This is a genomic window from Streptomyces sp. NPDC005791, from assembly GCF_042871485.1.
In the GTDB taxonomy this organism is placed as follows: Bacteria; Actinomycetota; Actinomycetes; order Streptomycetales; family Streptomycetaceae; genus Streptomyces.
Window position 1 is genome coordinate 105,495 of sequence record NZ_JBIAIP010000002.1, and the last position, 22,600, is coordinate 128,094.

25 protein-coding genes and 1 pseudogene are annotated in these 22,600 nt (G+C 69.7%); 2 read left to right on the forward strand and 24 right to left on the reverse strand.

Features of this window, described 5'->3' with window-relative positions; genetic code table 11:
- Positions 1-17 precede the first annotated feature (17 nt).
- From rlmN to rpsB, 6 genes are all read right to left on the reverse strand, one after another.
- Positions 18-1,124 carry a 23S rRNA (adenine(2503)-C(2))-methyltransferase RlmN gene (rlmN, locus tag ACFYSH_RS04740; protein WP_359472847.1) on the reverse strand — a complete coding sequence of 369 codons (1,107 nt, stop codon included), beginning with the start codon at positions 1,122-1,124 and terminating at the stop codon, positions 18-20.
- 103 nt (positions 1,125-1,227) lie between these two features.
- Entirely contained in the window at positions 1,228-2,313 is a 1,086-nt protein-coding gene (locus ACFYSH_RS04745; RefSeq protein WP_359472849.1) for a phosphatidate cytidylyltransferase, read from the reverse strand.
- Positions 2,313-2,870: a ribosome recycling factor gene (frr, locus tag ACFYSH_RS04750; protein WP_351276217.1), complete on the reverse strand. Its 558-nt coding sequence runs from the start codon at positions 2,868-2,870 to the stop codon at positions 2,313-2,315. Before frr ends, ACFYSH_RS04745 begins: the two co-directional genes overlap by 1 nt.
- A gap of 115 nt (positions 2,871-2,985) precedes the next feature.
- The gene (gene pyrH, locus ACFYSH_RS04755; RefSeq protein ID WP_359472852.1) at positions 2,986-3,762 is read right to left on the reverse strand and encodes a UMP kinase; all 777 of its coding nucleotides are present in this window, start codon (positions 3,760-3,762) and stop codon (positions 2,986-2,988) included.
- Between the two features lie 158 nt (positions 3,763-3,920).
- Entirely contained in the window at positions 3,921-4,757 is an 837-nt protein-coding gene (gene tsf, locus ACFYSH_RS04760; RefSeq protein WP_359472854.1) for a translation elongation factor Ts, read from the reverse strand.
- 101 nt (positions 4,758-4,858) lie between these two features.
- Complete coding sequence (gene rpsB / locus ACFYSH_RS04765) at positions 4,859-5,800, reverse strand: 30S ribosomal protein S2 (RefSeq protein WP_359472856.1); 942 nt, start codon at positions 5,798-5,800, stop codon at positions 4,859-4,861.
- Between the two features lie 278 nt (positions 5,801-6,078).
- Here rpsB and ACFYSH_RS04770 point away from each other — a divergent pair.
- Positions 6,079-6,567: pseudogene (locus ACFYSH_RS04770) on the forward strand (peptidoglycan DD-metalloendopeptidase family protein); the annotation flags it as partial.
- Positions 6,568-6,725: 158 nt separating this feature from the next.
- Here the strand turns inward: ACFYSH_RS04770 and ACFYSH_RS04775 are convergent.
- The 17 genes from ACFYSH_RS04775 to ACFYSH_RS04855 all read right to left on the reverse strand — a co-directional run bounded on the left by ACFYSH_RS04775 (position 6,726) and on the right by ACFYSH_RS04855 (position 19,588).
- On the reverse strand, positions 6,726-7,283 hold the full coding sequence (locus tag ACFYSH_RS04775) for a helix-turn-helix domain-containing protein (RefSeq protein WP_359472979.1): 558 nt from the start codon (positions 7,281-7,283) through the stop codon (positions 6,726-6,728).
- A gap of 97 nt (positions 7,284-7,380) precedes the next feature.
- Positions 7,381-8,217, reverse strand: coding sequence for an RNA polymerase sigma factor WhiG (whiG, locus tag ACFYSH_RS04780; protein WP_359472858.1), 837 nt, complete (start codon positions 8,215-8,217; stop codon positions 7,381-7,383).
- Positions 8,218-8,477: 260 nt separating this feature from the next.
- The gene (gene dprA, locus ACFYSH_RS04785; RefSeq protein WP_388750914.1) at positions 8,478-9,686 is read right to left on the reverse strand and encodes a DNA-processing protein DprA; all 1,209 of its coding nucleotides are present in this window, start codon (positions 9,684-9,686) and stop codon (positions 8,478-8,480) included.
- Positions 9,683-11,305 carry a YifB family Mg chelatase-like AAA ATPase gene (locus ACFYSH_RS04790; RefSeq protein WP_359472860.1) on the reverse strand — a complete coding sequence of 541 codons (1,623 nt, stop codon included), beginning with the start codon at positions 11,303-11,305 and terminating at the stop codon, positions 9,683-9,685. Before ACFYSH_RS04790 ends, dprA begins: the two co-directional genes overlap by 4 nt.
- A complete protein-coding gene (locus ACFYSH_RS04795) occupies positions 11,305-11,664 on the reverse strand; it encodes a YraN family protein (RefSeq protein WP_359472862.1) in 360 nt (119 codons plus the stop codon). The genes ACFYSH_RS04790 and ACFYSH_RS04795 overlap by 1 nt, the downstream gene beginning before the upstream one ends.
- A gap of 132 nt (positions 11,665-11,796) precedes the next feature.
- Positions 11,797-12,105 (reverse strand): DUF2469 domain-containing protein, encoded by a 309-nt coding sequence (locus tag ACFYSH_RS04800; RefSeq protein WP_003965949.1) that lies wholly within the window; start codon positions 12,103-12,105, stop codon positions 11,797-11,799.
- Positions 12,106-12,168: 63 nt separating this feature from the next.
- Positions 12,169-12,657, reverse strand: coding sequence for an NUDIX hydrolase (locus tag ACFYSH_RS04805; RefSeq protein ID WP_359472864.1), 489 nt, complete (start codon positions 12,655-12,657; stop codon positions 12,169-12,171).
- Entirely contained in the window at positions 12,647-13,417 is a 771-nt protein-coding gene (lepB, locus tag ACFYSH_RS04810) for a signal peptidase I (RefSeq protein WP_359472866.1), read from the reverse strand. Before lepB (ACFYSH_RS04810) ends, ACFYSH_RS04805 begins: the two co-directional genes overlap by 11 nt.
- Before the next feature lie 49 nt (positions 13,418-13,466).
- Entirely contained in the window at positions 13,467-14,348 is an 882-nt protein-coding gene (gene lepB / locus ACFYSH_RS04815; RefSeq protein WP_359472985.1) for a signal peptidase I, read from the reverse strand.
- Positions 14,266-15,324 (reverse strand): signal peptidase I, encoded by a 1,059-nt coding sequence (gene lepB, locus ACFYSH_RS04820; RefSeq protein WP_359472868.1) that lies wholly within the window; start codon positions 15,322-15,324, stop codon positions 14,266-14,268. Before lepB (ACFYSH_RS04820) ends, lepB (ACFYSH_RS04815) begins: the two co-directional genes overlap by 83 nt.
- Entirely contained in the window at positions 15,317-16,096 is a 780-nt protein-coding gene (lepB, locus tag ACFYSH_RS04825) for a signal peptidase I (protein ID WP_359472870.1), read from the reverse strand. Before lepB (ACFYSH_RS04825) ends, lepB (ACFYSH_RS04820) begins: the two co-directional genes overlap by 8 nt.
- Positions 16,097-16,141: 45 nt before the next feature.
- Positions 16,142-16,492 carry a 50S ribosomal protein L19 gene (gene rplS, locus ACFYSH_RS04830; RefSeq protein WP_359472872.1) on the reverse strand — a complete coding sequence of 117 codons (351 nt, stop codon included), beginning with the start codon at positions 16,490-16,492 and terminating at the stop codon, positions 16,142-16,144.
- Positions 16,493-16,622: 130 nt separating this feature from the next.
- Positions 16,623-17,444, reverse strand: coding sequence for a tRNA (guanosine(37)-N1)-methyltransferase TrmD (trmD, locus tag ACFYSH_RS04835; protein ID WP_359472988.1), 822 nt, complete (start codon positions 17,442-17,444; stop codon positions 16,623-16,625).
- Entirely contained in the window at positions 17,444-18,043 is a 600-nt protein-coding gene (rimM, locus tag ACFYSH_RS04840; protein ID WP_359472874.1) for a ribosome maturation factor RimM, read from the reverse strand. Before rimM ends, trmD begins: the two co-directional genes overlap by 1 nt.
- Positions 18,044-18,159: 116 nt before the next feature.
- Positions 18,160-18,399, reverse strand: coding sequence for an RNA-binding protein (locus ACFYSH_RS04845; protein ID WP_014153811.1), 240 nt, complete (start codon positions 18,397-18,399; stop codon positions 18,160-18,162).
- A 2-nt stretch (positions 18,400-18,401) separates the two neighbouring features.
- Entirely contained in the window at positions 18,402-18,839 is a 438-nt protein-coding gene (rpsP, locus tag ACFYSH_RS04850) for a 30S ribosomal protein S16 (RefSeq protein WP_359472876.1), read from the reverse strand.
- 155 nt (positions 18,840-18,994) lie between these two features.
- Positions 18,995-19,588 (reverse strand): hypothetical protein, encoded by a 594-nt coding sequence (locus ACFYSH_RS04855; protein WP_003965961.1) that lies wholly within the window; start codon positions 19,586-19,588, stop codon positions 18,995-18,997.
- A gap of 519 nt (positions 19,589-20,107) precedes the next feature.
- Here ACFYSH_RS04855 and ACFYSH_RS04860 point away from each other — a divergent pair.
- Positions 20,108-20,977, forward strand: coding sequence for a methyltransferase domain-containing protein (locus ACFYSH_RS04860; RefSeq protein WP_359472878.1), 870 nt, complete (start codon positions 20,108-20,110; stop codon positions 20,975-20,977).
- Between the two features lie 73 nt (positions 20,978-21,050).
- Here the strand turns inward: ACFYSH_RS04860 and ffh are convergent, their stop codons facing one another.
- Complete coding sequence (gene ffh / locus ACFYSH_RS04865; protein WP_359472880.1) at positions 21,051-22,598, reverse strand: signal recognition particle protein; 1,548 nt, start codon at positions 22,596-22,598, stop codon at positions 21,051-21,053.
- Positions 22,599-22,600 lie beyond the last annotated feature (2 nt).

Below are 22,600 nucleotides of genomic sequence, written 5' to 3' on the forward strand. Positions count from 1 at the left end.
CCGCCCTGGGTGCCGCCTCAGCGCTCGGAGGCCGCCAGCTGCCCGCAGGCACCGTCGATCTCCTGGCCGCGGGTGTCCCGGACGGTCACCGGGACACCGTGGGCCGCGATCGCCTCGACGAACGCCTTCTCGTCCTCGGGCCGTGAGGCGGTCCACTTCGAGCCCGGGGTCGGATTCAGCGGGATGAGATTGACGTGTACCCGCTTGCCCTTGAGCAGCCGGCCCAGCAGGTCGCCCCGCCACGCCTGGTCGTTGATGTCGCGGATCAGCGCGTACTCGATGGAGATGCGGCGGCCCGACTTCTCCGCGTACTCCCACGCGGCGTCCAGGACCTCGCGGACCTTCCAGCGGGTGTTCACGGGCACGAGGGTGTCGCGCAGCTCGTCGTCAGGGGCGTGCAGTGAGACCGCGAGCCGGCACTTGAAGCCCTCGTCGGCGAAGCGCAGCATGGCCGGCACCAGGCCCACCGTGGACACGGTGATCCCGCGCTGCGAGAGACCGAGGCCGTCCGGCTCGGGGTCCGTCAGCCGCCGGATCGCCCCGACGACGCGCTTGTAGTTGGCGAGCGGCTCGCCCATGCCCATGAAGACGATGTTGGACAGCCGTGCCGGCCCGCCCGGGACCTCGCCGTCACGAAGCGCGCGCATGCCGTCCACGATCTGGTGCACGATCTCGGCGGTCGACAGGTTGCGGTCGAGTCCCGCCTGCCCGGTGGCGCAGAACGGGCAGTTCATCCCGCAGCCGGCCTGCGACGAGATACACATGGTCACCCGGTCCGGGTACCGCATGAGGACGGATTCCACGAGGGTGCCGTCGTGCAGCTTCCAGAGCGTCTTACGGGTGGTGTCGTCGTCACAGCTGATGTGGCGCACGACCGACATGAGGTCGGGGAACATCGCCTCGGCGAGCTTGTCCCGCGACGCGGCCGGGATGTTGGTCCACTCCGCCGGGTCGTGCGCGTACCGCGTGAAGTAGTGCTGCGACAGCTGCTTGGCACGGAAGGGCTTCTCGCCGGTCGCGGCGACTGCTTCCTTGCGCTCGTCGGGGGTGAGGTCGGCGAGGTGCCGCGGCGGCCGCTTGGCTCCACGGGGCGCGACAAAAGTGAGTTCTCCGGGCTTAGGCATGGTTCATCCAGTGTCGCAGACATACGAGTAAGGGCCCGCCGCCCTGTGGACGACGGACCCCTACGCGCAAAACCCCAGGTCAGTAAGTGTCTACGAGGCCTGATCAGCCGGAGCCGACGAACAGCACCAGCAGCAGCCACACGACCGGCGCGCTCGGCAGGAGCGAGTCGAGCCGGTCCATGATGCCGCCGTGGCCGGGCAGCAGCGTGCCCATGTCCTTGATGCCGAGGTCCCGCTTGATCATGGACTCGCCCAGGTCCCCCAGCGTGGCGCTGGCGGCGACGGCGAGACCCATCAGCAGCCCCTGCCACCAGCTCCCGCCGTCGATCAGGAACTCCATGCACAGGGCGCCGGCCACCATCGCGAAACCGATCGCCCCGAGCAGTCCCTCGCGGGTCTTCCCGGGGCTGATGCGCGGTGCCAGTTTGTGCGTGCCGAAGCGCCAACCGACGGCGTACGCACCGGTGTCGCTGACCACGGTCAGCAGGAGGAAGGTCAGGACACGCCACGCACCGTCGTCCGCGGTGAGCATCATGGCGACGAACGTCGCCAGGAACGGCACGTAGAACACGGCGAAGACACCCGCCGTGACGTCCTTGAGGTAGCCCTCGGGCGGCTTCGTCATCCGCCACACGAGCACCGCGAGGGCCGTGAGGGCCATGGCGACCCAGGCGCCCTCCGCCTCCCGCACATAGCCGGCGACGACCATGGCGGCGCCGCCGACGGCGAGCGGCACGAGGGGGACGTCGATGCCCTTGCGCTCCTTGAGGCGGGAGGTGAGCTCCCAGAGACCGACCACCACCGCCAGCACCACGACACCGACGAAGACGGCCTTCACGACGAAGAGCGACCCGGCGACGACCGCGCCGAGCCCGAGACCGACCCCTATGGCGGCACGCAGATCACGCCCCGCGCGCTTCTTCTGCGGCGGGGGTGACGGCAACGGGGTGGACATGGGCTCCGGCTTCTCGTCACGGAACAGGGGGCCACTGACGCGCGCGGCGTCCCTGTTCCGGTCGTCGCGGTCGTCGGCGTCTCTACCTGCGTCGGGAACGTCCGGCACGATGGGCATGGGCCGAGTCTGCTGGGCGCCGTGCACATCGTAAGCAGGACCCGCCGGGGCGGCCCCCATCTCGGGCGCGCCCCAGTAGCCGGCTCCCTGCGGGGCGCCCCGGGAAGAGTCGTTCATCAGACTTCGAGCAGCTCGGCTTCCTTGTGCTTGAGCAGCTCGTCCACCTGTGCGACGTACTTCGCGGTGGTGTCGTCGAGCTCCTTCTCCGCACGGCGGACCTCGTCCTCGCCGGACTCCTTGTCCTTGACGAGCTTGTCGAGCGTCTCCTTGGCCTTGCGGCGGATGGAGCGGATCGAGATCTTGGAGTCCTCGGCCTTGGTCTTGGCGACCTTGATGAACTCCTTGCGACGGTCCTGCGTGAGCTCGGGGAACGTCACACGGATGATGTTGCCGTCGTTGCTCGGGTTGACCCCGAGGTCGGAGTCACGGATCGCCTGCTCGATGTTGCGCAGCGCGGTCTTGTCGAACGGGGTCACCACGGCCATCCGCGGCTCGGGGACCGAGAACGAGGCCAGCTGGTTGATCGGGGTCAGCGCGCCGTAGTAGTCCGCGACGATCTTGTTGAACATCGCCGGGTGCGCACGGCCGGTGCGGATCGCGGCGAAGTCCTCTTTCGCGACCACGACGGCCTTCTCCATCTTCTCCTCGGCCTCGAGGAGGATTTCTTCGATCACCACGTGCTCCTGCGTGTCTTGAGCGGACCCGGCATCGTCGGGTCCTGCGGATCCTGCGTCGCGTCCTCACCTGCACGGTGTCCGACCGGCAGGCCGTTGTCCATCGTTGGGGCCGTCAGGCCCGGGTGCTCTCGTCGCTCACCAGCGTGCCGATCTTCTCACCCTTGACCGCGCGGGCGATATTGCCCTCCGTGGTCAGTTCGAAGACCAGGATCGGGAGCTGGTTGTCCCGGCAGAGCGTGATGGCGGTGGCGTCGGCGACCCTGAGGTCGCGGGCGATCACCTCGCCGTACTCCAGGGCGTCGAACTTCACCGCGTCGGGGTTGGACTTCGGGTCGGAGTCGTAGACCCCGTCCACGCCGTTCTTCCCCATCAGCAGCGCCTCCGCGTCGATCTCCAGAGCGCGCTGGGCGGCGGTCGTGTCGGTGGAGAAGTACGGCATTCCCATACCGGCCCCGAAGATGACGACGCGCCCCTTCTCCAGGTGCCGTACGGCACGGAGCGGGATGTACGGCTCCGCGACCTGGCCCATGGTGATGGCGGTCTGGACGCGTGAGTCGATGCCTTCCTTCTCCAGGAAGTCCTGCAGTGCCAGGCAGTTCATGACCGTGCCGAGCATGCCCATGTAGTCGGAGCGCGCCCGGTCCATGCCGCGCTGCTGGAGCTCGGCACCGCGGAAGAAGTTGCCGCCGCCGATGACGATCGCGATCTCCGCGCCGTCGCGCACGACGGCCGCGATCTCACGCGCGATGGCGTGCACGACATCCGGGTCCACGCCCAGACCGCCGCCGCCGGCGAACGCCTCACCGGACAGCTTCAGCATGAAGCGGCCGGAAATCTTGTCGTCGTCGCGTTTGTGGTCGCCCTGGGTGGCGTCCGCGCCCTTGTTCATGGGAATTCTCCTCGTGCACATACGAAGAAGGCCATTGCCGGTGGGTCTGTTGTCCCTCAGCGGCAATGGCCTCCTCGTCAGATCTGCGGTCGTCCGGCTGGGTGCGGCCGACGACTGCACCAGACCCTATCGGGGTCCACCGTTGTTCGCGGACGGACTCAGATGCCGACCTTGATACGCGCGAAGCGCTTCAGGCTGACACCGGCCTCGTCCAGGACCTTCTGGACGGACTTCTTGTTGTCCAGCGCGTACGGCTGGCCGAGGAGGGTGGCCTCCTTGAAGAAGCCGTTGACGCGACCCTCGACGATCTTCGGGAGCGCGGCCTCGGGCTTGCCCTCGGCGCGCGTGGTCTCCTCGGCGACGCGGCGCTCGGCCTCGACGACCTCGGCGGGGACGTCCTCGCGGGACAGGTACTTCGGGGCGAAGGCGGCGATGTGCTGCGCGAGGCCCTTGGCCAGCTCGGCGTCGGCCTTGTCCAGCTCGACCATCACACCGATCTGCGGCGGCAGGTCGGGCATGGTGCGGTGCATGTACACGGAGACGTACGCACCGGTGAACTGCGCGAAGCGGTCCAGGACGATCTTCTCGCCGAGGTTGGCGTTGGCCTCGTCCACGTACGCCTGGACGGTCTTGCCGGGCTCGATCTCGGAGGCGAGGAGCGCCTCGATGTCGGCCGGGGAGGTCGCGGCGACGTGCGCGGCGAGCGTGTTGGCGACGGCCTGGAACTTGTCGCCCTTGGCGACGAAGTCCGTCTCGCACTTCAGCTCGACCAGAACGCCGGACGTCTTGTCCTCGGAGACGAGGGAGACGACGGCACCGTTCTCGGCGGAACGGCCTTCGCGCTTGGCGACGCCCTTCTGGCCCTTGATACGGAGGGCCTCGACCGCGCCGTCGACGTTGCCGTCGGCCTCGTCGAGGGCCTTCTTGCAGTCCATCATGCCGGCGCCGGTGAGCTCGCGGAGCTTCTTGACGTCAGCGGCGGTGTAGTTCGCCATGAGTCTGTTTCTCTCTCGAAGTCTGAAAGATCTACGGGTGAACGGCGGGGTCGGTGCTGGTGCACCGGCCCCCGCCGTCATTCAGCCGTGACTGACGGGTGTCAGGCCTGCTCGGCGTCCGCGGCCGGAGCCTCGGCAGCGGGGGCCTCGACCTGCTCGGCAGCCTGCTCCTCGGCAACGGCAGCCGGCTTGGCGTCCTCGGCGGCGTCCTTCTCGGTCTCGACCGAGGACTGGACCTCGGCCGAACCCTCGGCGTCCGCCTTCTTGTCGCCCGTGAGCAGGTCGCGCTCCCACTCGGCGAGGGGCTCGCCGGCGGCCTTCTCGCCCGGCTTCGAGTCACCGGTGGCGGCACCGGAACGGGCGATGAGGCCCTCGGCCACGGCGTCGGCGATCACGCGGGTGAGCAGGGTGACGGAGCGGATCGCGTCGTCGTTGCCCGGAATCTTGTAGTCGACCTCGTCGGGGTCGCAGTTGGTGTCGAGGATCGCGACGACCGGGATGTGGAGCTTGCGCGCCTCACCGACGGCGATGTGCTCCTTCTTGGTGTCGACGATCCAGACGGCGCTCGGCACCTTCTGCATCTCGCGGATACCACCGAGGGTCTTCTCCAGCTTGGCCTTCTCGCGGGAGAGGACCAGGAGCTCCTTCTTGGTGAGGCCCGAGGCGGCCACGTCCTCGAAGTCGATGAGCTCGAGCTCCTTCAGACGCTGAAGGCGCTTGTAGACGGTGGAGAAGTTGGTGAGCATGCCACCGAGCCAACGCTGGTTGACGTACGGCATGCCGACGCGCGTCGCCTGCTCGGCGATGGCCTCCTGGGCCTGCTTCTTGGTGCCCACGAACATGATGGAGCCGCCGTGGGCGACGGTCTCCTTGACGAACTCGTAGGCGCGGTCGATGTACGACAGCGACTGGAGCAGGTCGATGATGTAGATGCCGTTGCGCTCGGTGAAGATGAAGCGCTTCATCTTCGGGTTCCAGCGACGGGTCTGGTGACCGAAGTGGACGCCGCTCTCCAGCAGCTCCCGCATCGTGACGACGGCCATGGCCGTACTCCTTGAGGTTCTCGGTTGCCGCGACCGCAGGATTGCTGTCGCGCCTGACGCCCCGACGCGCCGTTCCACGAGGGACCGAGGAGCGCGGCCACCGTCCGCAGAGAGGGAGGTGGCGGGGCGTGCGAAGTCGACCCGGTGACCCGGATCGCCAGAAGAAGTGTACGGGACCCGTCGGGTGCCGGGTGACGGCGATGTCCACAACCGCCCGGTCGTCCACAGATCCGGACCGTGATCCCCGCGGGACGGGGCTTCGGGGGATCGTTTCCGTCATGTGCCGCCCACCTGGAAAAACCTCCGGTCGCCCCCGTGTCGCCCTGCCGGACGCGGTGCCCGCCGCGCCGCACGTGGCCCTGCCGGCCGCGCTGCCGGCCGCGCTGCTGGCCGCGCTGCTCGTCGTCCTGCTCGGGCCGGCCACCGCCAGGGCCGAGACGGGAGCACCGCCCCGCGGCGACCGCGTCTGGCCGCTCGCGGGCCGGCCCCTGGTCGTACGGGGCTGGGAGCCGCCCGTCGGTCCGTACGGGCCGGGCCATCGCGGCGTCGACCTCGCCGCACCGCCGGGCACCCCGGTACGGGCGGCCGCTCCGGGCCGGGTCGCGTTCGCGGGGCCGGTGGCGGGGCGCGGGGTGGTTTCCGTCGACGTGTCCGGGAGCGGGGAGCCGCCGCTCCGCTTCACGTACGAGCCGGTGCGGGCGCGGGTCGCCGCAGGCGACGCGGTGGTCGCCGGGCAGGTGGTGGGGGTGGTCGGGGCGGAGCCGTCCCACTGCGCCTCCGGCTGCCTGCACTGGGGGTTGCGGCGCGGGAACGTCTACCTGGATCCGCTGTCGCTGCTCCCTCCGTCACTGCGGCGACGGGGGCCGTCCCGGCTGTTGCCGGTGTTCGGCGTACCGCTCCCGGAGGCGGGCCGCGGGCCCGCTGCTCAGCCCCGGACTCCGCGCAGGACCATGGCCACGGCCGTGTCCGCGACAGTGCCTGGTTCCTCCGCCGCGCCCAGCTCGATCCTGCGCACCGCGGCGTCCACGGAGCCCTGCAGCAGCATGGCCGCGAGCCTCGGCTCGGTGTGGCCCAGGTCGGCGAGCGCCTCGACGATCATGGCGATCAGTCCGCCGTGCGCCGCGCGGATCTTCTCCCGCGCGCCCGCGTCCAGCTCGCTCGCGGAAATGGCCACGACCGCGCGATGCCGCCGGTCTCCGACCAGGTCGAGCTGCCTGCGCACATAGGCCTCGATCTTCGCCTCGGGGGCCTCGGCCCGCTCCATCGCGTTCTCGACCTCGGCGGCCCAGACGGGGAAGTCGACGGCGCAGAGCTCCTCGACCACAGCGGCTCGGGAGCGGAAGTACTCGTAGACGGAGGACCTGGCGAGGCCGGTGCGCTCGGCGAGAGCGGGGAAGGTCAGCGCCTCCGTACCGCCCTCGGACAGCAAGGAGCGTGCGGCGTCCAGGAGGGCGCCGCGCTGCATGGTCCGGTGCTCGGCCACGGAGGCCGCTCGAATCCTGGGCACGCCTCCACTCTACGGCGGCGACGGATCGTAGGGGGGTCCGCGTCTGCGGCCGGGTGGCCGAAGCCGCTCCGGCTCAGCGTCCGGAGTCGGCCAGCTTCGCCCGGAGCTGCAGCACCGACTTGGTGTGGATCTGACTGACCCTGCTCTCGGTGACACCGAGCACATTGCCGATCTCGGCCAGTGTCAGCCCTTCGTAGTAGTAGAGCGTGACCACGGTCTTCTCCCGCTCCGGGAGTGTGTTGATGGCGCGGGCGAGCAGCCGCCTGAGCTCGCGGTCCTCGGCGACCTCGACCGGGTTGTCGGCCGCCGTGTCCTCCAGCGTGTCCATCAGACTCAGCCGGTCGCCGCCCTCGCCGCCGACATGCAGCAACTCCTCCAGGGCCACCACGTTGGCGAGCGACAACTGGCTGAAAACAGCGTGCAGTTCCTCGATGGCGACACCCATCTCCGCGGCGACCTCCGCCTCCGAAGGCGTACGCCGCAACTGTGCCTCCAGCGTGGCGTAGGCGCGCTCGACGTTGCGGGCCTTCTGCCGCACCGACCGGGGGATCCAGTCCAGCGCCCGAAGTTCGTCGATCATCGCGCCGCGGATCCTGGTGATCGCGTAGGTCTCGAACTTGATGGCTCGCTCGATGTCGAACTTCTCGATGGCGTCGATCAGCCCGAAGACACCGGACGAGACGAAGTCCGCCTGCTCCACGTTGGACGGCAGTCCCACGCTGACCCGGCCGGCGACGTACTTCACCAGGGGTGAGTAGTGCAGGATCAGCTGCTCGCGCAGCCTCTCGTCACCAGTGGTCTTGTACGAACGCCACAACTCGTCGAGCGAGGTGGGGGCGGGAGGGCGCACAGTGCCACGCGCAGCCGGTGGTACTGCCGCGCGGTCAGACCCGGAGGTGTGCTGGGGCATGTGGTGCCTTGAGCCGTTCTGCTGTGAAGTGCTGGGACGTGTCTCTGGGGCGGATTCCTCGTGAGCGTAGCGTGACTGAGGTGTTGCGGTGCGCTCAGGACGAACGAACCGTGAGGTGTGATCACCCCCGAATTCGCCGCCGTCGACCCTGTCCACCGACAGGGCCGACGGCGAGGGCCGCACCGCTCACACCGCCCCCGGAGGCCTGACAGGGTGTTGCCGAGGTCACCGGCTTCACCTTTTCACCCGAATGCTCCGGGTCAAGTACCGCCTCGCCGCACGCCCTCATCGGGTGTCCGTCCCTGCGTCAACCGCCACCCCCCGCCCTCACGTTCGACGAACCCCAGTGAGTTCAGTTCGTACAAACGACCGAGGGCTTCATCCGTCGACGTCCCGGCACCCCGGGCCACGTCACGCCCGTCCACGGCACCCGTCCACGGCAGTGCGTCCAGCACTCGTGCGGAGACGGCATCGAGGCGGTCCCTGGGCAGGACCGGACCGCTTCTGGCCGGGGCCAGAGCACCGATCTCCCCTACCAGTTCGACGATTTCGGCCGCATCCGTGACCAGGACGCCCTCGCCGCGCAGGAGTTCATGGACCCCTGCCGAGAGGCCGCTGGTGGCGGGGCCCGGCACTCCCATGGTGAAACGGCCCAGCCGGAGGGCGTTCCTCGCGGTGACCAGTGAGCCGCTGCGGTATTCGGCCTCCACCACCACCGTCCCTCGCGTGAGTGCCGCGATCACCCTGTTCCGCAGGATGAATCGGCTGCGCGTGGGATGGTCCGAGGGCGGCAGCTCGCCCACGATCAGTCCCTGTTCCACGATGCGTCCGATCAGCTCGGCATGTCCCCGTGGATAGGCCACGTCAACGCCGCAGGCCAGTACCGCCATGGTCGCCCCACCTGCGGCCAGCGCTCCGCGATGGGCGGCGCCGTCCACCCCGAACGCCGCACCGGAGACCACGACCCAGCCCCGCTCGGCCAGCCCCGACGCGAGCGTCGCCGCCATGTGCGCCCCGTAGGGCGTGCAGGCCCGGGCGCCGACCACGGCCACCGAGCGCAGCGCCCAGAGGCGCAGGTCGATCCGGCCGCGCACCCAGAGCCCGATGGGCCGTGCGTCACCGAGGTCGTCGAGCTGGCTCGGCCACTCCCGGTCACCCGGGCAGACGAACCGCCCGCCGATCGCGGCCACGTCCGCCAGGTCCCGCCCGGGGTCGGCGCCCGCCGCACGCAGGCGGTAACCGGCGAGCCGGGGCTCCGTCATCCCCTTGAGCGTCAGCGCCGATCCGTCCGTACCGGCGAGACGCCGTATCAGCTCGACCGGCCCGATCTCGCGGATCCAGCGGCCACCCCGCTCGTCCCCCGGCTCGAACACCCGGGTGAGGGCGGCCCTCGCCAGCCGCTCCCGTGCACTCGAGCCGTGGGCGGACCCCGACCGCTCCTGCCCGGCGGCGCCCTGCGGCGCGCTCACAGGGCACCCGCCTGCATCGGGGCTCCCCGCTGGATGCCCGTCCTGAGCTCCAGTGCCACCGCGACATCGGAGGCGTCCGGGCGGTCGGCGGCCCTGAGGTCCGCCACGGTCCAGGCCACGCGCAGGACCCGGTCGAGGCCACGGGCCGTGAGAACGCCACGCTCCATGTCGCGTTCGGCCGCCATCAGGGCGCCGGGCGCCGTGACCAACCTGGTCCGCAGCTCGTGCCCGGGCACTTCGCTGTTGGTGGTCCAGGGAGTGCCGGCGAGCCGCTCCCCGGCGCGCGTCCTGGCCTCCCGTACCCGGGCGGCGACCTCGGCGGAGGACTCGCCCCGGCCACCGCTCCCCATCAGGTCAGCCCTTCCCACCGGTTCGACCTCCACGCGCAGGTCCACGCGGTCGAGCAACGGGCCGGACAGCCGCGCCTGATAGCGGCGGACGGCGGAGGGCGGGCATTCGCACCCCGCCCCGGTCAGGGTGTGCCTGCCGCACGGGCAGGGGTTCGCGGCCAGAATCATCAGGAAGCGCGCGGGCAGCCGGACGACCCCGGCCGCACGCGCGACCACCACGTGCCCGGACTCCAGGGGCTGGCGTAGCGCGTCGAGCGCCCGGCCGGAGAACTCCGGGGCCTCGTCGAGGAAGAGGACGCCCCGGTGCGCCAGGGAGACCGCTCCCGGCCTCGGCAGGCCGTTCCCCCCGCCCACGAGTGACTGCATCGTCGCCGAGTGGTGCGGTGCGCAGTACGGCGCTCTGCTGATCAGGGGTTCCCCGGGTGGCAGGATGCCCGCGACCGAGTGCACCGCCGTCACTTCGAGGGATTGCTGCCGGGAGAGCGGTGGCAGGAGCGCCGTGAGCCGCTCGGCCAGCATGGTCTTCCCCGCGCCCGGCGGTCCGGAGAGCAGCAGATGGTGTCCGCCCGCCGCCGCCACCTCCAAGGCCTTGCGCGCCCTGCCCTGGCCCGCCACATCGGCCAGATCGGGCCGGTGCGCCGCGCCGTCGGCCGACACCGGGGCCAGCCCCGTGCCGAGGCCCGCCCCGGGCACCATCAGCCCGGCGAGCATCGTGTCGGGGCGGCCTCGGTCGGCGGACGGCTCCTCCGGCACCGGTTCGTCGCCGAGGACGGCGATCAGCTGGCGCAGGCTCCGTACGCCGAGGACGGAGACACCCGGCACCAGGGCGGCCTCCCCCGCGGTCTGTTCCGGGACGACGACGTGCCGGTACCCCGCCTCGGCCGCCGCGAGCACCGCCGGCAGTACTCCGCGTACCGGGCGCACCCTGCCGTCGAGGCCGAGCTCCCCGATCATCACCACATCGGCGATGGCGGCGGGGTCGATCCGCTCGGCCGCGCCGAGCACCGCACACGCGACAGCGAGATCGAAACCCGAACCGCTCTTGGGTACGGAGGCGGGGGACAGGCCCACCGTGAGCTTCTTCTGCGGCCACTCGGCCCCGGAATTGACGACCGCGGCCCTGACCCGGTCACGGCTCTCCACCAGGCTCTTGTCCGGCAGACCGACGAGCGTGAACGCCGCCACTCCTGGTTCCAGATCGGCCTGGACCTCCACCACCACGCCCTCGACGCCGACCAGGGCCACGGAGCATGCCCGCGCGAACCCCATCAGGCCACGCCCCGCACGTGTTCGGCGACCGGGGCGCCACGCCTGGGCAGGATCACGCCGATCAGGTCGATCCGGACTCCGCCCGGTGGCGGGCCGCCGTGCCGGTCGAGCCAGATCTCGGCGAGCCGGCGCAGCCGGTCGGCCTTGGCCGGGGTGACGGCCTGCATCGGATGCTCGAAGCAGCCCGCCCTACGGGCCTTCACCTCACAGACGACCACCGCGTCGCCGTCCCTGGCGACGATGTCGATCTCTCCCGCGCGACACCGCCAGTTGCGCTCCAACACCGTCATACCGGCGTCCGCCAGCAGCCGTGCCGCCAGATCCTCGCCGTACCGCCCGAGTGCCCCCCGTGCGTTCATATCGGCACCACCTCCGGCACCGACTGTGACGCGCCCCGCCCGATCTGTTGGATCTTGGTGGACAACCGGGTCGATGTGAATATCCCGGCCACTCGGAAGAGTGAACCGGGACATCGGGGAACGTCTGAGGAATCAGCCGCCCGGGAGTTCGAGGTCGCTCTTGTTGAGCTCCTCGATATTCACGTCCTTGAACGTCAACACGCGGACCTGCTTGACGAACCGGGCAGGCCTGTACATGTCCCAGACCCACGCATCCGCCATGGAAACCTCGAAAAATACCTCACCCTGGACCGAGTGCACTTGCATCTCGTAGTCGTTGGTGAGGTAGAAGCGCCGTTCGGTCTCGATCACATATTTGAACAGACCGACGACATCGCGGTACTCCCGGTAGAGCTTCAGCTCCATCTCGGTCTCGTACTTCTCGAGGTCCTCGGCACTCATGGCATGTTCCCCTTCAGCCGTGCGTCCCCCTATTGTGCGTCAGCCCCACGCACCTCTGACCGATTAGACGATTTCGGGGGCGAGAACAAGCGGAACACTCGGGGGACCCTCGTCGAGCAGCGTGCGCAGCAGCCCGGCGAGCTTGGTCGGATACACCGTCTCACGCGTGGCCAGAAGTTCGGCGGAAGTCCACCACCTCAGACCGGCGACGCTGCGCAGCTCCAGCTCGGTGAGGCCCTTCTGATCGGTGGCCGTCTGCGACGTACGGGCCAGGAAGTACCACTCGTCCTGGTCCCAGCGCCGCCCGTCGAACGGGAAGGAGCAGATCCTTGTCCACAGCGGCGGACCGAGGGAGAGGTCCGTGATCCCGGTTTCCTCGGCGAGCTCACGCAGGGCCGCCTCCTCCCTGGTCTCCTCGCCCTCCAGGCCGCCACCCGGGGTGAACCACCAGCGCTCGTCCGGACGCTCGGGCTCGTAGCCGTGCAGCAGCAGGATCCGGTCGTCCGGGTCCAGGAGCACCACTCTGGCGACCTTGCGTGTCTCAGTGGGCACCGGTGGACACCTTCGGCCGCTTGCTCCCCCGCCGGGAGCGTGCCAACGGGCCGTAGGCCGCTCCGCCGAGGATGAGCACCGCACCCGTTACGACGGCGCCGGCCTGCAGGGGCAGGGGACCGTCGGACGAGACACCGCCGGGCAGGGCGGCGAAGGCCTCGGGCCGGCCGATCATCCCGTTCACGGGCCAGGCCACTGCGTCCACCCGCGCCTGGACCGCGCCGCGGGGCACCGAGCCCTGCCCCGGGTCCTCGAGGTGGACGCGGGAGTCCATGGAGGTGTTGCGCTCGTCTCCGAGGAGGAAGAGCTGGTTCTCGGGCACATCGGCCGTGAACTTCTGGGGTGAGGCCGGGGCCCCACCGTCCGCCGAGGTGAGCGACAGGGCACCCTTCGCCCGCAGATACGGTTCCTCGATGGGCTTGCCGTTGACGGTGAGCCGACCGTCCTTGTCGCAGCAGGCGACCTTGTCACCCCCCACACCGACGACCCGCTTCACCATGGGCACGTCACCCCATGTCGAGTCGGTGAACACGACCACGTCGCCACGCCGCACGTCATCGCCGTCTATCCGCTCCGCGAGGACGCGGTCGCCGGCGTTCACCGTCGGTGTCATCGAGTCGGTCGGCACGGTGTACGGCTTGTACACAACCGCTCCCCAGGCGAACCCGCCGAGGAAGAGCACACAGCCGACGGCCACGGCCAGGTTCGACAACGTGTCGCCGAGCCGGCCACGGCCGTCGTGTCCTTCTGATCCACTCATCCCAGCGCTCCCCATCGGAGATCGACAATCGCTGATCCGAGTCGGCACCCTACCCGGCGGTATGCCCGCGGGTCAGCCTGCGGCGACGCCAGAACACCAGGGGCAGCGCTCCGGCTACACCCAGTGCTCCGGGCACAGCAGCGGCGGCAACCGCGTTCAGCCCGGGCTGGTCGAACGTACCGGGCACCGGGAGGGTCGCCCAGCGGTTGACCGGCCAGGCCACGACGACGGCCCGCCCGACGACCTCGTCCGTGGACACCGTGCCCTGACCGGGCAGCTCCTGGTGGTAGCGGGAGTCCAGCGAATTCTGCCGGTGGTCACCCATCACCCAGATCCGGCCCTCCGGTACATGGATCGGACCGAACGGCTCGTCGTCGCAGGCACTGTTCCCCTCGAAGATGAACGACTTGTCGTCCAGCGCCTTGCCGTTGACCGTCACCGGCCCGTTCTTCTTGCACTGGACGGTGTCACCGCCGACGGCGATGACCCGCTTGATCAGGTCCTTCTCCTCGGCGGACGGCATCAGCCCGATGAAGCTCAAGAACTTCTGTACCGCGTTGGGCTCGGGCGTCGCGGTGTCCTCCAGCCAGCCGCCCGGGTCATGGAAGACCACGACCTCTCCGCGCTCCGGCTCCGAGCCGAACCACGGAGTCAGCTTGTCGACCAGCACCCGGTCACCCCGCTGCAGGGTGTTCTGCATGGAGTCCGAGGGGATCGAGAACGCCTGTACGAGGAACGTCTTGATCAGCAGCGCGAGAACCAGCGCGATGCCGATGAGGAGCGGCAGCTCCTTCCAGAACGAGCGCGGCTTCTTCACCGCCGTACTGCCACCGTCCGGGGACTCGCCGTCACTCTCCGCCTCCACCGGGACCTCGCTGCTCGTAGGCCGGTCCTCGGGTTCGTCGTGTCCGGATCGTGCGCCGACCGCCAAATCCCCCACATCCACTCCTCACTCCGTGCCACCGCCCACGCCCGATTCGGCGCAGGCCCACCACTCCCATAACGAGCGGGAGTTCCGCAGGGGTCGGGAGCAGGACCATTCCGTTGCGATCCTGGGAGGACACACTATTCGACGGGAGCGCCCCAGCCGCCGCTCCGACGCTCCCGTCGGGGACCGAGGCATACGTTCCGGGCTCCTCCAGCCTGCGCCAGTGCCCGAACGGCCAGGCGATCACCACAGCCCGGCCCACCACCTCGTCCTCCGACACCGTGCCCTTCCCCGGTTTGTCGAGATGGAAGCGCGAGTCCGCGGAATTCGACCGGTGATCACCCATCACGAAGATGCGGCCCTCGGGGACACGCACCTCGAATTCGAGGGTGGAGGGCACATCGCCCGGGTTCAGGTACGGCTCGTCGAGCGCCACCCCGTTGACCGTGATCCTGCCGTCGGCACCGCAGCACTTAACGGTGTCGCCCCCGACGGCCACCACGCGCTTGATCAGATCCTGCTCGTCCTCGGAGGGGAGCAGTCCGATGAAGGTCAGCAGTTCCTTGACCTGCTTGACACCCGCGGGCGGGTCCTCGGCGGGGGCACTCTCCTGCTGCAGCCAGCCGCCCGGGTCCTTGAAGACGACGACATCGCCACGCCGGGGTTCGGAGCCGAACCACGGGGTCAGTTTGTCCACCAGGACACGGTCGCCGATCCGGATGGTCTGTTCCATCGACCCGGAGGGGATCACGAAGGCCTGGACGAGGAAGGTCTTGAGCACCAGCGCGATCAGCAGCGCCACCAGGACGAGGAGGGGTATCTCCTTGATCGCGGACCGGCGTCTGCGGCGTTTCACCTTACGAGCCAGTCTGCGCCGCTCCGCCCGTGTAGGCAGTGAGCGGCTCGTGACCGGCCTCGGCCCGGTGGACAGCGGGGGGTCGGAATCCGGCTCCCCCCGCTTGCGCCCCCGGTTACCCATGCCGCGCGTCCGCCGGCCGTATGCCGGTGAATGCTTCGGTGCCCTCCAGTGAGCCGAGCCTGCCGAGCGGCCAGCCGAGCCAGTCGACCCGCCCGATCACACGCTCGACGGGCACCATACCGCCCCCGGGCCGGCCCAGATGGTCGCGGGAGTCGCGCGACTTGCTGCGGTGGTCGCCCATCACCCAGAGCGTGCCGTCGGGCACCACGATGTCGAAGTCGACCTGGGACGGGCGGTCACCCGGGTACAGGTACTCCTCGTCCACCGGTGCGCCGTTCACCTCGAGCCTCCCCCCCCTGTCGCAGCAGACCACACGGTCGCCCCCCACGCCCACCACCCGCTTCACGAAGTCGGACCCGGCGGGCTCGACCAGCCCCAGGGACGCGGCCGCCCCGCGCAGCAGCACACCGACGGGGTTCTCCCCGGACGGCGTCTCCTGCACGAAGGAACCGGTGCCGTCGAAGACCACCACGTCGCCGCGGTGAGGCTCCGAGCCGAAACGGTACGCCAGTTTGTTGACGAGGACCCGGTCACCGACCCGCAGCGTGGGCTCCATCGAGCCACTGGGAATGAGGAAGGGCTGCAGTACGAACGTGCTGAACAGCAACAGGGCGACCGTGCAGAGCATGCCCAGGAGGACGGTACGTCCCCAGGACATCGAGGTGGCCGGGACTCGTGGGTCCGGGACATGCGTGAAGCGCGACCCCTCCTCCGGCGCGTCTGCGGGGCCGGAGGAGCGATCGCGCTCCGTGTGCTGTGCTTCCGTGTCCATCGGGGCCGGATTCTATCCGGCCGCGCTGTGGACGCCGGAGGTGGATCAGCGGTCGCGCTTCTCCTTGATCTTCGCGGCCTTGCCGCGGAGCTCACGGAGGAAGTACAGCTTGGCGCGACGGACGTCACCGCGGGTGACGAGCTCGATCTTCTCGAAGATCGGGCTGTGCACCGGGAAGGTGCGCTCGACGCCGACGCTGAAGGAGACCTTGCGGACCGTGAAGGTCTCGCTGACGCCCGAGCCCTGGCGACGGATGACGACACCCTTGAACTGCTGGATACGGGAGCGGTTGCCCTCGATCACGCGCACGTGGACGTTGACGGTGTCACCGGGGCGGAAGGCCGGGAGGTCGGTGCGGAGGGTGGCGGCGTTGACGCCATCGAGCAGCGAAGTCATGTTGTCTGCTTTCTTCGGCGATGCCACAGGTCATCGACGGGAGGGTTGAAGAGTGAAGTTCGGATGCTGATCACATCGGGCGGACGACTTTCCCCCTGTGGCAGGGGCGCACACCGGACGTACAGCGGGCCTATTCTTCCACGGCCTCGGGCCTGCGCCAAAATCGTCCGTCAGGCGCCGGGGACCAGCCGAGGATGGAGAGCATCTCCCGGTCCTTCTTGTCGAAACCGGACGCCTCGCAACGCTCGATGAGATCGGGCCTGTGGAGAGCGGTCCGCCGGAAGGCCTCGTCCCGTCGCCAGCGTGCGATCCGCCCGTGGTGGCCGCTGAGCAGCACCTCGGGGATGCCGTGCCCGCGCCACTCGGGAGGTTTCGTGTAGACCGGGCCCTCGAGCAGGTCGGCCATGGCCCCGGGCGCGAACGAGTCGTCCCGGTGCGACTCGGCGTTTCCGAGCACTCCGGGCAGCAGCCGGGCCACGGCCTCGGTGATCACCAGGACGGCGGCTTCCCCGCCGGCCAGGACGTAGTCCCCGATGGACACCTCGATGACCGGCATCCGGGTGGCGTACTCGTCCATCACCCGGCGGTCGATGCCCTCGTAGCGGGCGGGGGTGAAGATCAGCCACGGCCGTTCCGAGAGCTCGACGGCGAGCTCCTGGGTGAAGGGCCTGCCGCTGGGCGTGGGCACCACGAGGACCGGGGAGTGCGCCCCGGCCTCGTACCCGCCGGCCAGCGCGTCGTCCAGGGCCTCGCCCCAGGGCTCGGTCTTCATGACCATGCCGGGGCCCCCGCCGTAAGGGGTGTCGTCCACCGTGTTGTGCCGGTCGTGGGTCCAGTCCCGCAGGTCATGGACGTGTACGTCGAGACGGCCCCGGGCGCGCGCCTTGCCGACGAGCGAGACGTTCAGGGGTTCCAGGTACTCGGGGAAGATCGTGACGACATCGAGCCGCATCACGCGTCGCCCTTCTTCCCGTCACGCCCGGCGTCGCCCACTGCCGCTTCCGCCTCGTCCTCGTCGCGCGTGGAGGCGATCACGGCCTCGCTCTCGTCGATCAGGCCCGGCGGCGGGGTGATGACGGCCCGCTGCTCCTCCAGGTCGATCTCGGCGACGATCTCCTCGACGAACGGGATCATCACCTCGCTGCCGTCCGGCCGTTCCACGATGAACAGGTCCTGGGACGGCAGATGCGTGATCTCGGTGATCCGGCCGACCTCCGTGCCGTCGGCGAGGACGACGTCCAGGTCCATCAGCTGGTGGTCGTAGAACTCCTCGGGATCCTCCGGGAGTTCCGCCGGGTCCACCTCGGCGATCAGCAGGGTGTTGCGCAGCGCCTCGGCGGCCGTACGGTCGCGCACACCCTCGAAGCGCAGCAGCAGCCTGCCGCTGTGCACCCGGCCGGTCTCGATCGTCAGCGGTCCCACGTGGGCGGGCTCCGTGGCCAGCACGGCCCCGGGCCCGAGCCGGAGCTCGGGCTCGTCGGTGCGCACCTCGACAGTGACCTCGCCCTTGATGCCATGGGCGCGACCGATCCGCGCAACTACCAACTGCACGCTACTTCTCCTGGTGATCTCTTGGGCCGACCGGCACATGGGAGGCGGTCATGTACGGACGACAAAGGCCGGGGACGGCTCGAAAGCCCTCCCCGGCCCCGGCCGGTGTTCAACTCTTAGCGAACCTGGTCCACATCGACGAGATCGACACGGATTCCACGGCCGCCGATGGCACCCACGACGGTACGCAAGGCGCGCGCGGTGCGGCCGTTACGGCCGATCACCTTGCCGAGGTCGTCGGGGTGAACCCGGACCTCGAGCACGCGTCCACGGCGCAGGTCACGCGAGGCGACCTGCACATCGTCGGGGTTGTCGACGATGCCCTTCACGAGGTGCTCAAGAGCCTCCTCGAGCACGCTCAGGCCTCGGTCGACTCGGTGGACGCAGCGTCAGCCGCCTCGTCCGCCTTCTTGTCCGACTTCTTGGCCTTCTGGGTGATGGCCTCACCCTTGGCCTCGTCGCCGTCCGTGGTCAGAGCCTCGAACAGGGCGCGCTTGTCAGCCTTGGGCTCCGGCTGCAGCAGCGGCGCGGGGGCCGGGAGGCCCTTGTGGGCCTGCCAGTCACCGGTGAGCTTCAGGATCGCGAGGACCGGCTCGGTCGGCTGGGCGCCGACGGACAGCCAGTACTGCGCGCGCTCTGCGTTGACCTCGATGCGCGAGGGGTTCTGCACCGGGTGGTACAGGCCGATCTCCTCGATGGCCCGGCCGTCACGGCGGGTACGGGAGTCGGCGACGACGATGCGGTAGTGAGGCGAACGGATCTTGCCCAGACGCTTCAGCTTGATCTTGACTGCCACGGAAGTGGTGTCTCCTGGTCTCTGACGTGGGTGGGCACAAAAGATGCCACGTGGGGTTGCGGTACTCGGGTGCCCGATGGACGCGTCAGCCGGAGGAGAGAGGGGTCCTATGCGACTGTCGAGTACAGCTAGCCATTGTGCCACACCCCGTCGGGTCACCCCACCGCGACCGCCGCTTCCGGGATGCGGAAGGGCTTTCCGCAGCCACCGCAGACGATCGGGGCCTGGGCGAGGACAGAGGGAACGACGCGGACGTTGCGCCCGCAGTCGCAGACGGCCTTGACCCGCACCCCTCCCCCGGACGAGCCGTGCCGCGCCGCGGGACCGCGGAACGAGCGCTTCGTGTCCGCCGCGGTGGCGACGGTGTGCGCCTTGAGCGCACGCTGCAGCCGTTCCGTGGTGGGACGGTACCTGCGTTTGGCCTCGGGATTCAGCGTGACCAGCGAGAATCCGCTGCTGGGGTGGGGCTCCTCGGCGTGATCGAGGCCCAGCTCCTCGGCGATCGCGAGGAAGCGTCTGTTGTGGTAGCGGCCGGCGCGGGAGGTGTCCCGGACACCTCTCGCGGCCGCGATGCCGTGGACTGCCTCATGGAGCAGCCGTTCGAAGGAGAGCTCGGCGCCACAGGCGGACGAGGACTCTCCGATCAGGGACTCTGGCGCGGCAAGATCGGGCAGCTCGGGGTGGTACCGCTGAATGTCGGCCCACGCCTGCGCCAGCTCTGCGGCAAGTACAGGTGGTGTCGTGCTCACGTCGTGACAACGAGCCTGAGTGCTCCGGTGTTCCTATTCCGGGGCATCCCAAATAATTTGCACGTACCAGTCAGTTGCCCTTGATGCGTCCGGACGAGGGCGGGTGCGCAGATCAGCGGAGAAGTCTCACAGCTCGCACCAATGTGGTACGTAGCAGCGCGTACGCACCCGCGTGGACGGGCGCCCCACGAGCGACATTACCCGGCACCGGGCAAGGGCCGCGCCGCGGTCGTGCACCGGGCCGGGGCGCTCGACGTGCTGCGCCCCGCGTGTCGGGTGAGACTGTGAGGAAGCGAGCGGCAGGCGTGCTGTTCCAGGCGCCCGCACCGGGCATGGCGCGCCCGGGGGCGCACGACCGGAGCACGCGAGCAATGCCCATCCCACCCCGTCCGGCCTCTGGACGGGACCGCCGATGCGGAGTTCTCTGGCATACGGGGGCTGTGGGCGCATACACAGCACATAGACATGGGGGACCTCACTCGGGCACGACCGACCTCACGGCGGATTGGGGCGCATTCCATGACACCTACGCTCGTCCGGCACCACAGGTACGCGGATTCGTCCGCCCCGGTGGACTCCGGTACCCGCGCCCGCGACTGGGCCGAGATCCAGGAGCGCATGCTCGCACCGCTCTACGAGGCGGTGTACGAGCGCCTCGAAGTCGGGGCCGGTACGCGGATGCTCTCCCTCGGATGCGGTTCCGGGCTCGCTCTGCTGATGGCGGCCTCGCGCGGGGCACGCGTCACCGGCGTCGACACCGACCGTGAACGGCTCGCCCTGGCCCGCGAGCGTCTCGCTTCCGATCCGGGACACGACACCGGCCCCGGGCGTACGGGCACGGGGGCGGCGAGGCTCGTCGACAGCGTTCCGGCGGCCGCCCCGGACGGCGAGGCTCCGTACAACCTGCTGACCGCCTTCCAGCCGATCGGCTGCGCGGCCGGTGACGCCGAGGGGCTCGCACCAGCGCTGGCCTCCGCCGTGCCGCACGCCGTGCGGGGGGCCACGGTGGTGCTGGCGGGCTGGGGACCGCCCGAGCGGTGCGCCACGGCTCCGGTGCTGCGGGTGGCGGCCCGGCTGACCGAGTCGGCGCGCGCCCCGCGCTCGGGGAGCGGCTGGCGGCCGGCGCTGCGGGACGATCTGGAGGAGGTGGCGGCGCGGGCCGGGCTCAAGCCGGACGGCTCGGGCCGGGTCTCCTGCCCGTTCGGCTATGCGGACGTGGACAGCGCCGTTCGCGGGCTGTTGTCGACCGGGTTGTTCGACACGGCGATACGGACGACGGACCGTTCCCAGGTGGAGAAGGAAGTCGCGGAGGCCTTGCATCCGCATCTGCGGCCCGATGGCACGGTGTGGATGCCGAACGTCTTCCGCTACCTGGTGTGCGTGACGTGACAGCGTGACGTCACGCACACGCGGAGGGGCGCCCCACTCGGTGGGGCGCCCCTCCGTCCGTGACCCGGGCCGGTCAGCCCATGAACTTCTTGAACTCGTCCGGCAGCTCGAAGTTCTTGTCCTCCTGGGCCGGCAGACCGAACGCGCCCCCCTGTGCCGCCTGCTCACGGCGGGCCGCCTCGGCCTGCTCCTCGGCCTTGCGCTTCATCGGGTTGCCGCTCTTGCGCTTGCCCTTGGCCTGCTTGACCTGCTTCTTCTGACGGCCGGGCCCGCCACCCATGCCAGGCATGCCCGGCATACCGGGCATACCTCCGCCCTGGGCCATCTTCGACATCATCTTGCGCGCCTCGAAGAACCGCTCCACCAGGTTCTTCACCGCGGAGACCTCGACACCGGAGCCCTTGGCGATACGGGCCCGACGCGAGCCGTTGATGATGGTCGGCTCGGCGCGTTCCTTCGGAGTCATCGACTTGATGATCGCGGCCGTGCGGTCGACGTCGCGCTCGTCGATGTTGTTGATCTGGTCCTTGATCTGCCCCATGCCGGGCAGCATCCCGAGCAGCTTGGAGATGGAGCCCATCTTCCTGACCTGCTCCATCTGCGCCAGGAAGTCGTCGAGCGTGAAGTCCTTGCCCTTGCTCGACGCCAGCTTGGAGGCCATTTTGGCGGCCTCTTCCTGGCTGAACGTCTTCTCCGCCTGCTCGATCAGGGTGAGGAGGTCACCCATGTCGAGAATGCGGGAGGCCATGCGGTCGGGGTGGAAGGCGTCGAAGTCCTCGAGCTTCTCACCGTTCGACGCGAACATGATCTGCTTGCCCGTGACATGGGCGATCGACAGGGCGGCACCACCGCGGGCGTCACCGTCGAGCTTCGAGAGCACCACGCCGTCGAAGCCGACGCCGTCACGGAAGGCCTCGGCGGTGTTGACCGCGTCCTGGCCGATCATCGCGTCGACGACGAAGAGGATCTCGTCCGGGCTGACGGCGTCGCGGATGTCCGCGGCCTGCCGCATCAGCTCCTCGTCGATGCCGAGGCGTCCGGCGGTGTCGACGATGACGATGTCGTGGACCTTGGACCGGGCGAACTCGATGGAGTCCTTGGCGACCTTCACCGGGTCGCCCACACCGTTGCCCGGCTCCGGCGCGTAGACCGCGACCCCCGCGCGGTCGGCGACGACGCTCAGCTGGTTGACGGCGTTGGGACGCTGGAGGTCACAGGCGACGAGCAGCGGGGAGTGGCCCTGGCTCTTGAGCCAGAGTCCGAGCTTTCCGGCGAGGGTGGTCTTACCCGCGCCCTGAAGGCCCGCGAGCATGATCACGGTGGGCGCGGTCTTGGCGAACCGGAGCCGCCGGGTCTCGCCGCCGAGGATGCCGACGAGCTCCTCGTTGACGATCTTGACGACCTGCTGTGCGGGGTTCAGCGCCTGGGAGACCTCGACGCCACGCGCCCGCTCCTTGACGTTGGCGATGAAAGCGCGGACCACGGGGAGGGCGACATCGGCCTCGAGCAGGGCGATACGGATCTCGCGAGCCGTGGCGTCGATGTCCGCCTCGGACAAGCGGCCCTTGCCCCTGAGGTTTTTGAAAGTCGCGCTAAGGCGGTCGGAGAGAGTATCGAACACGG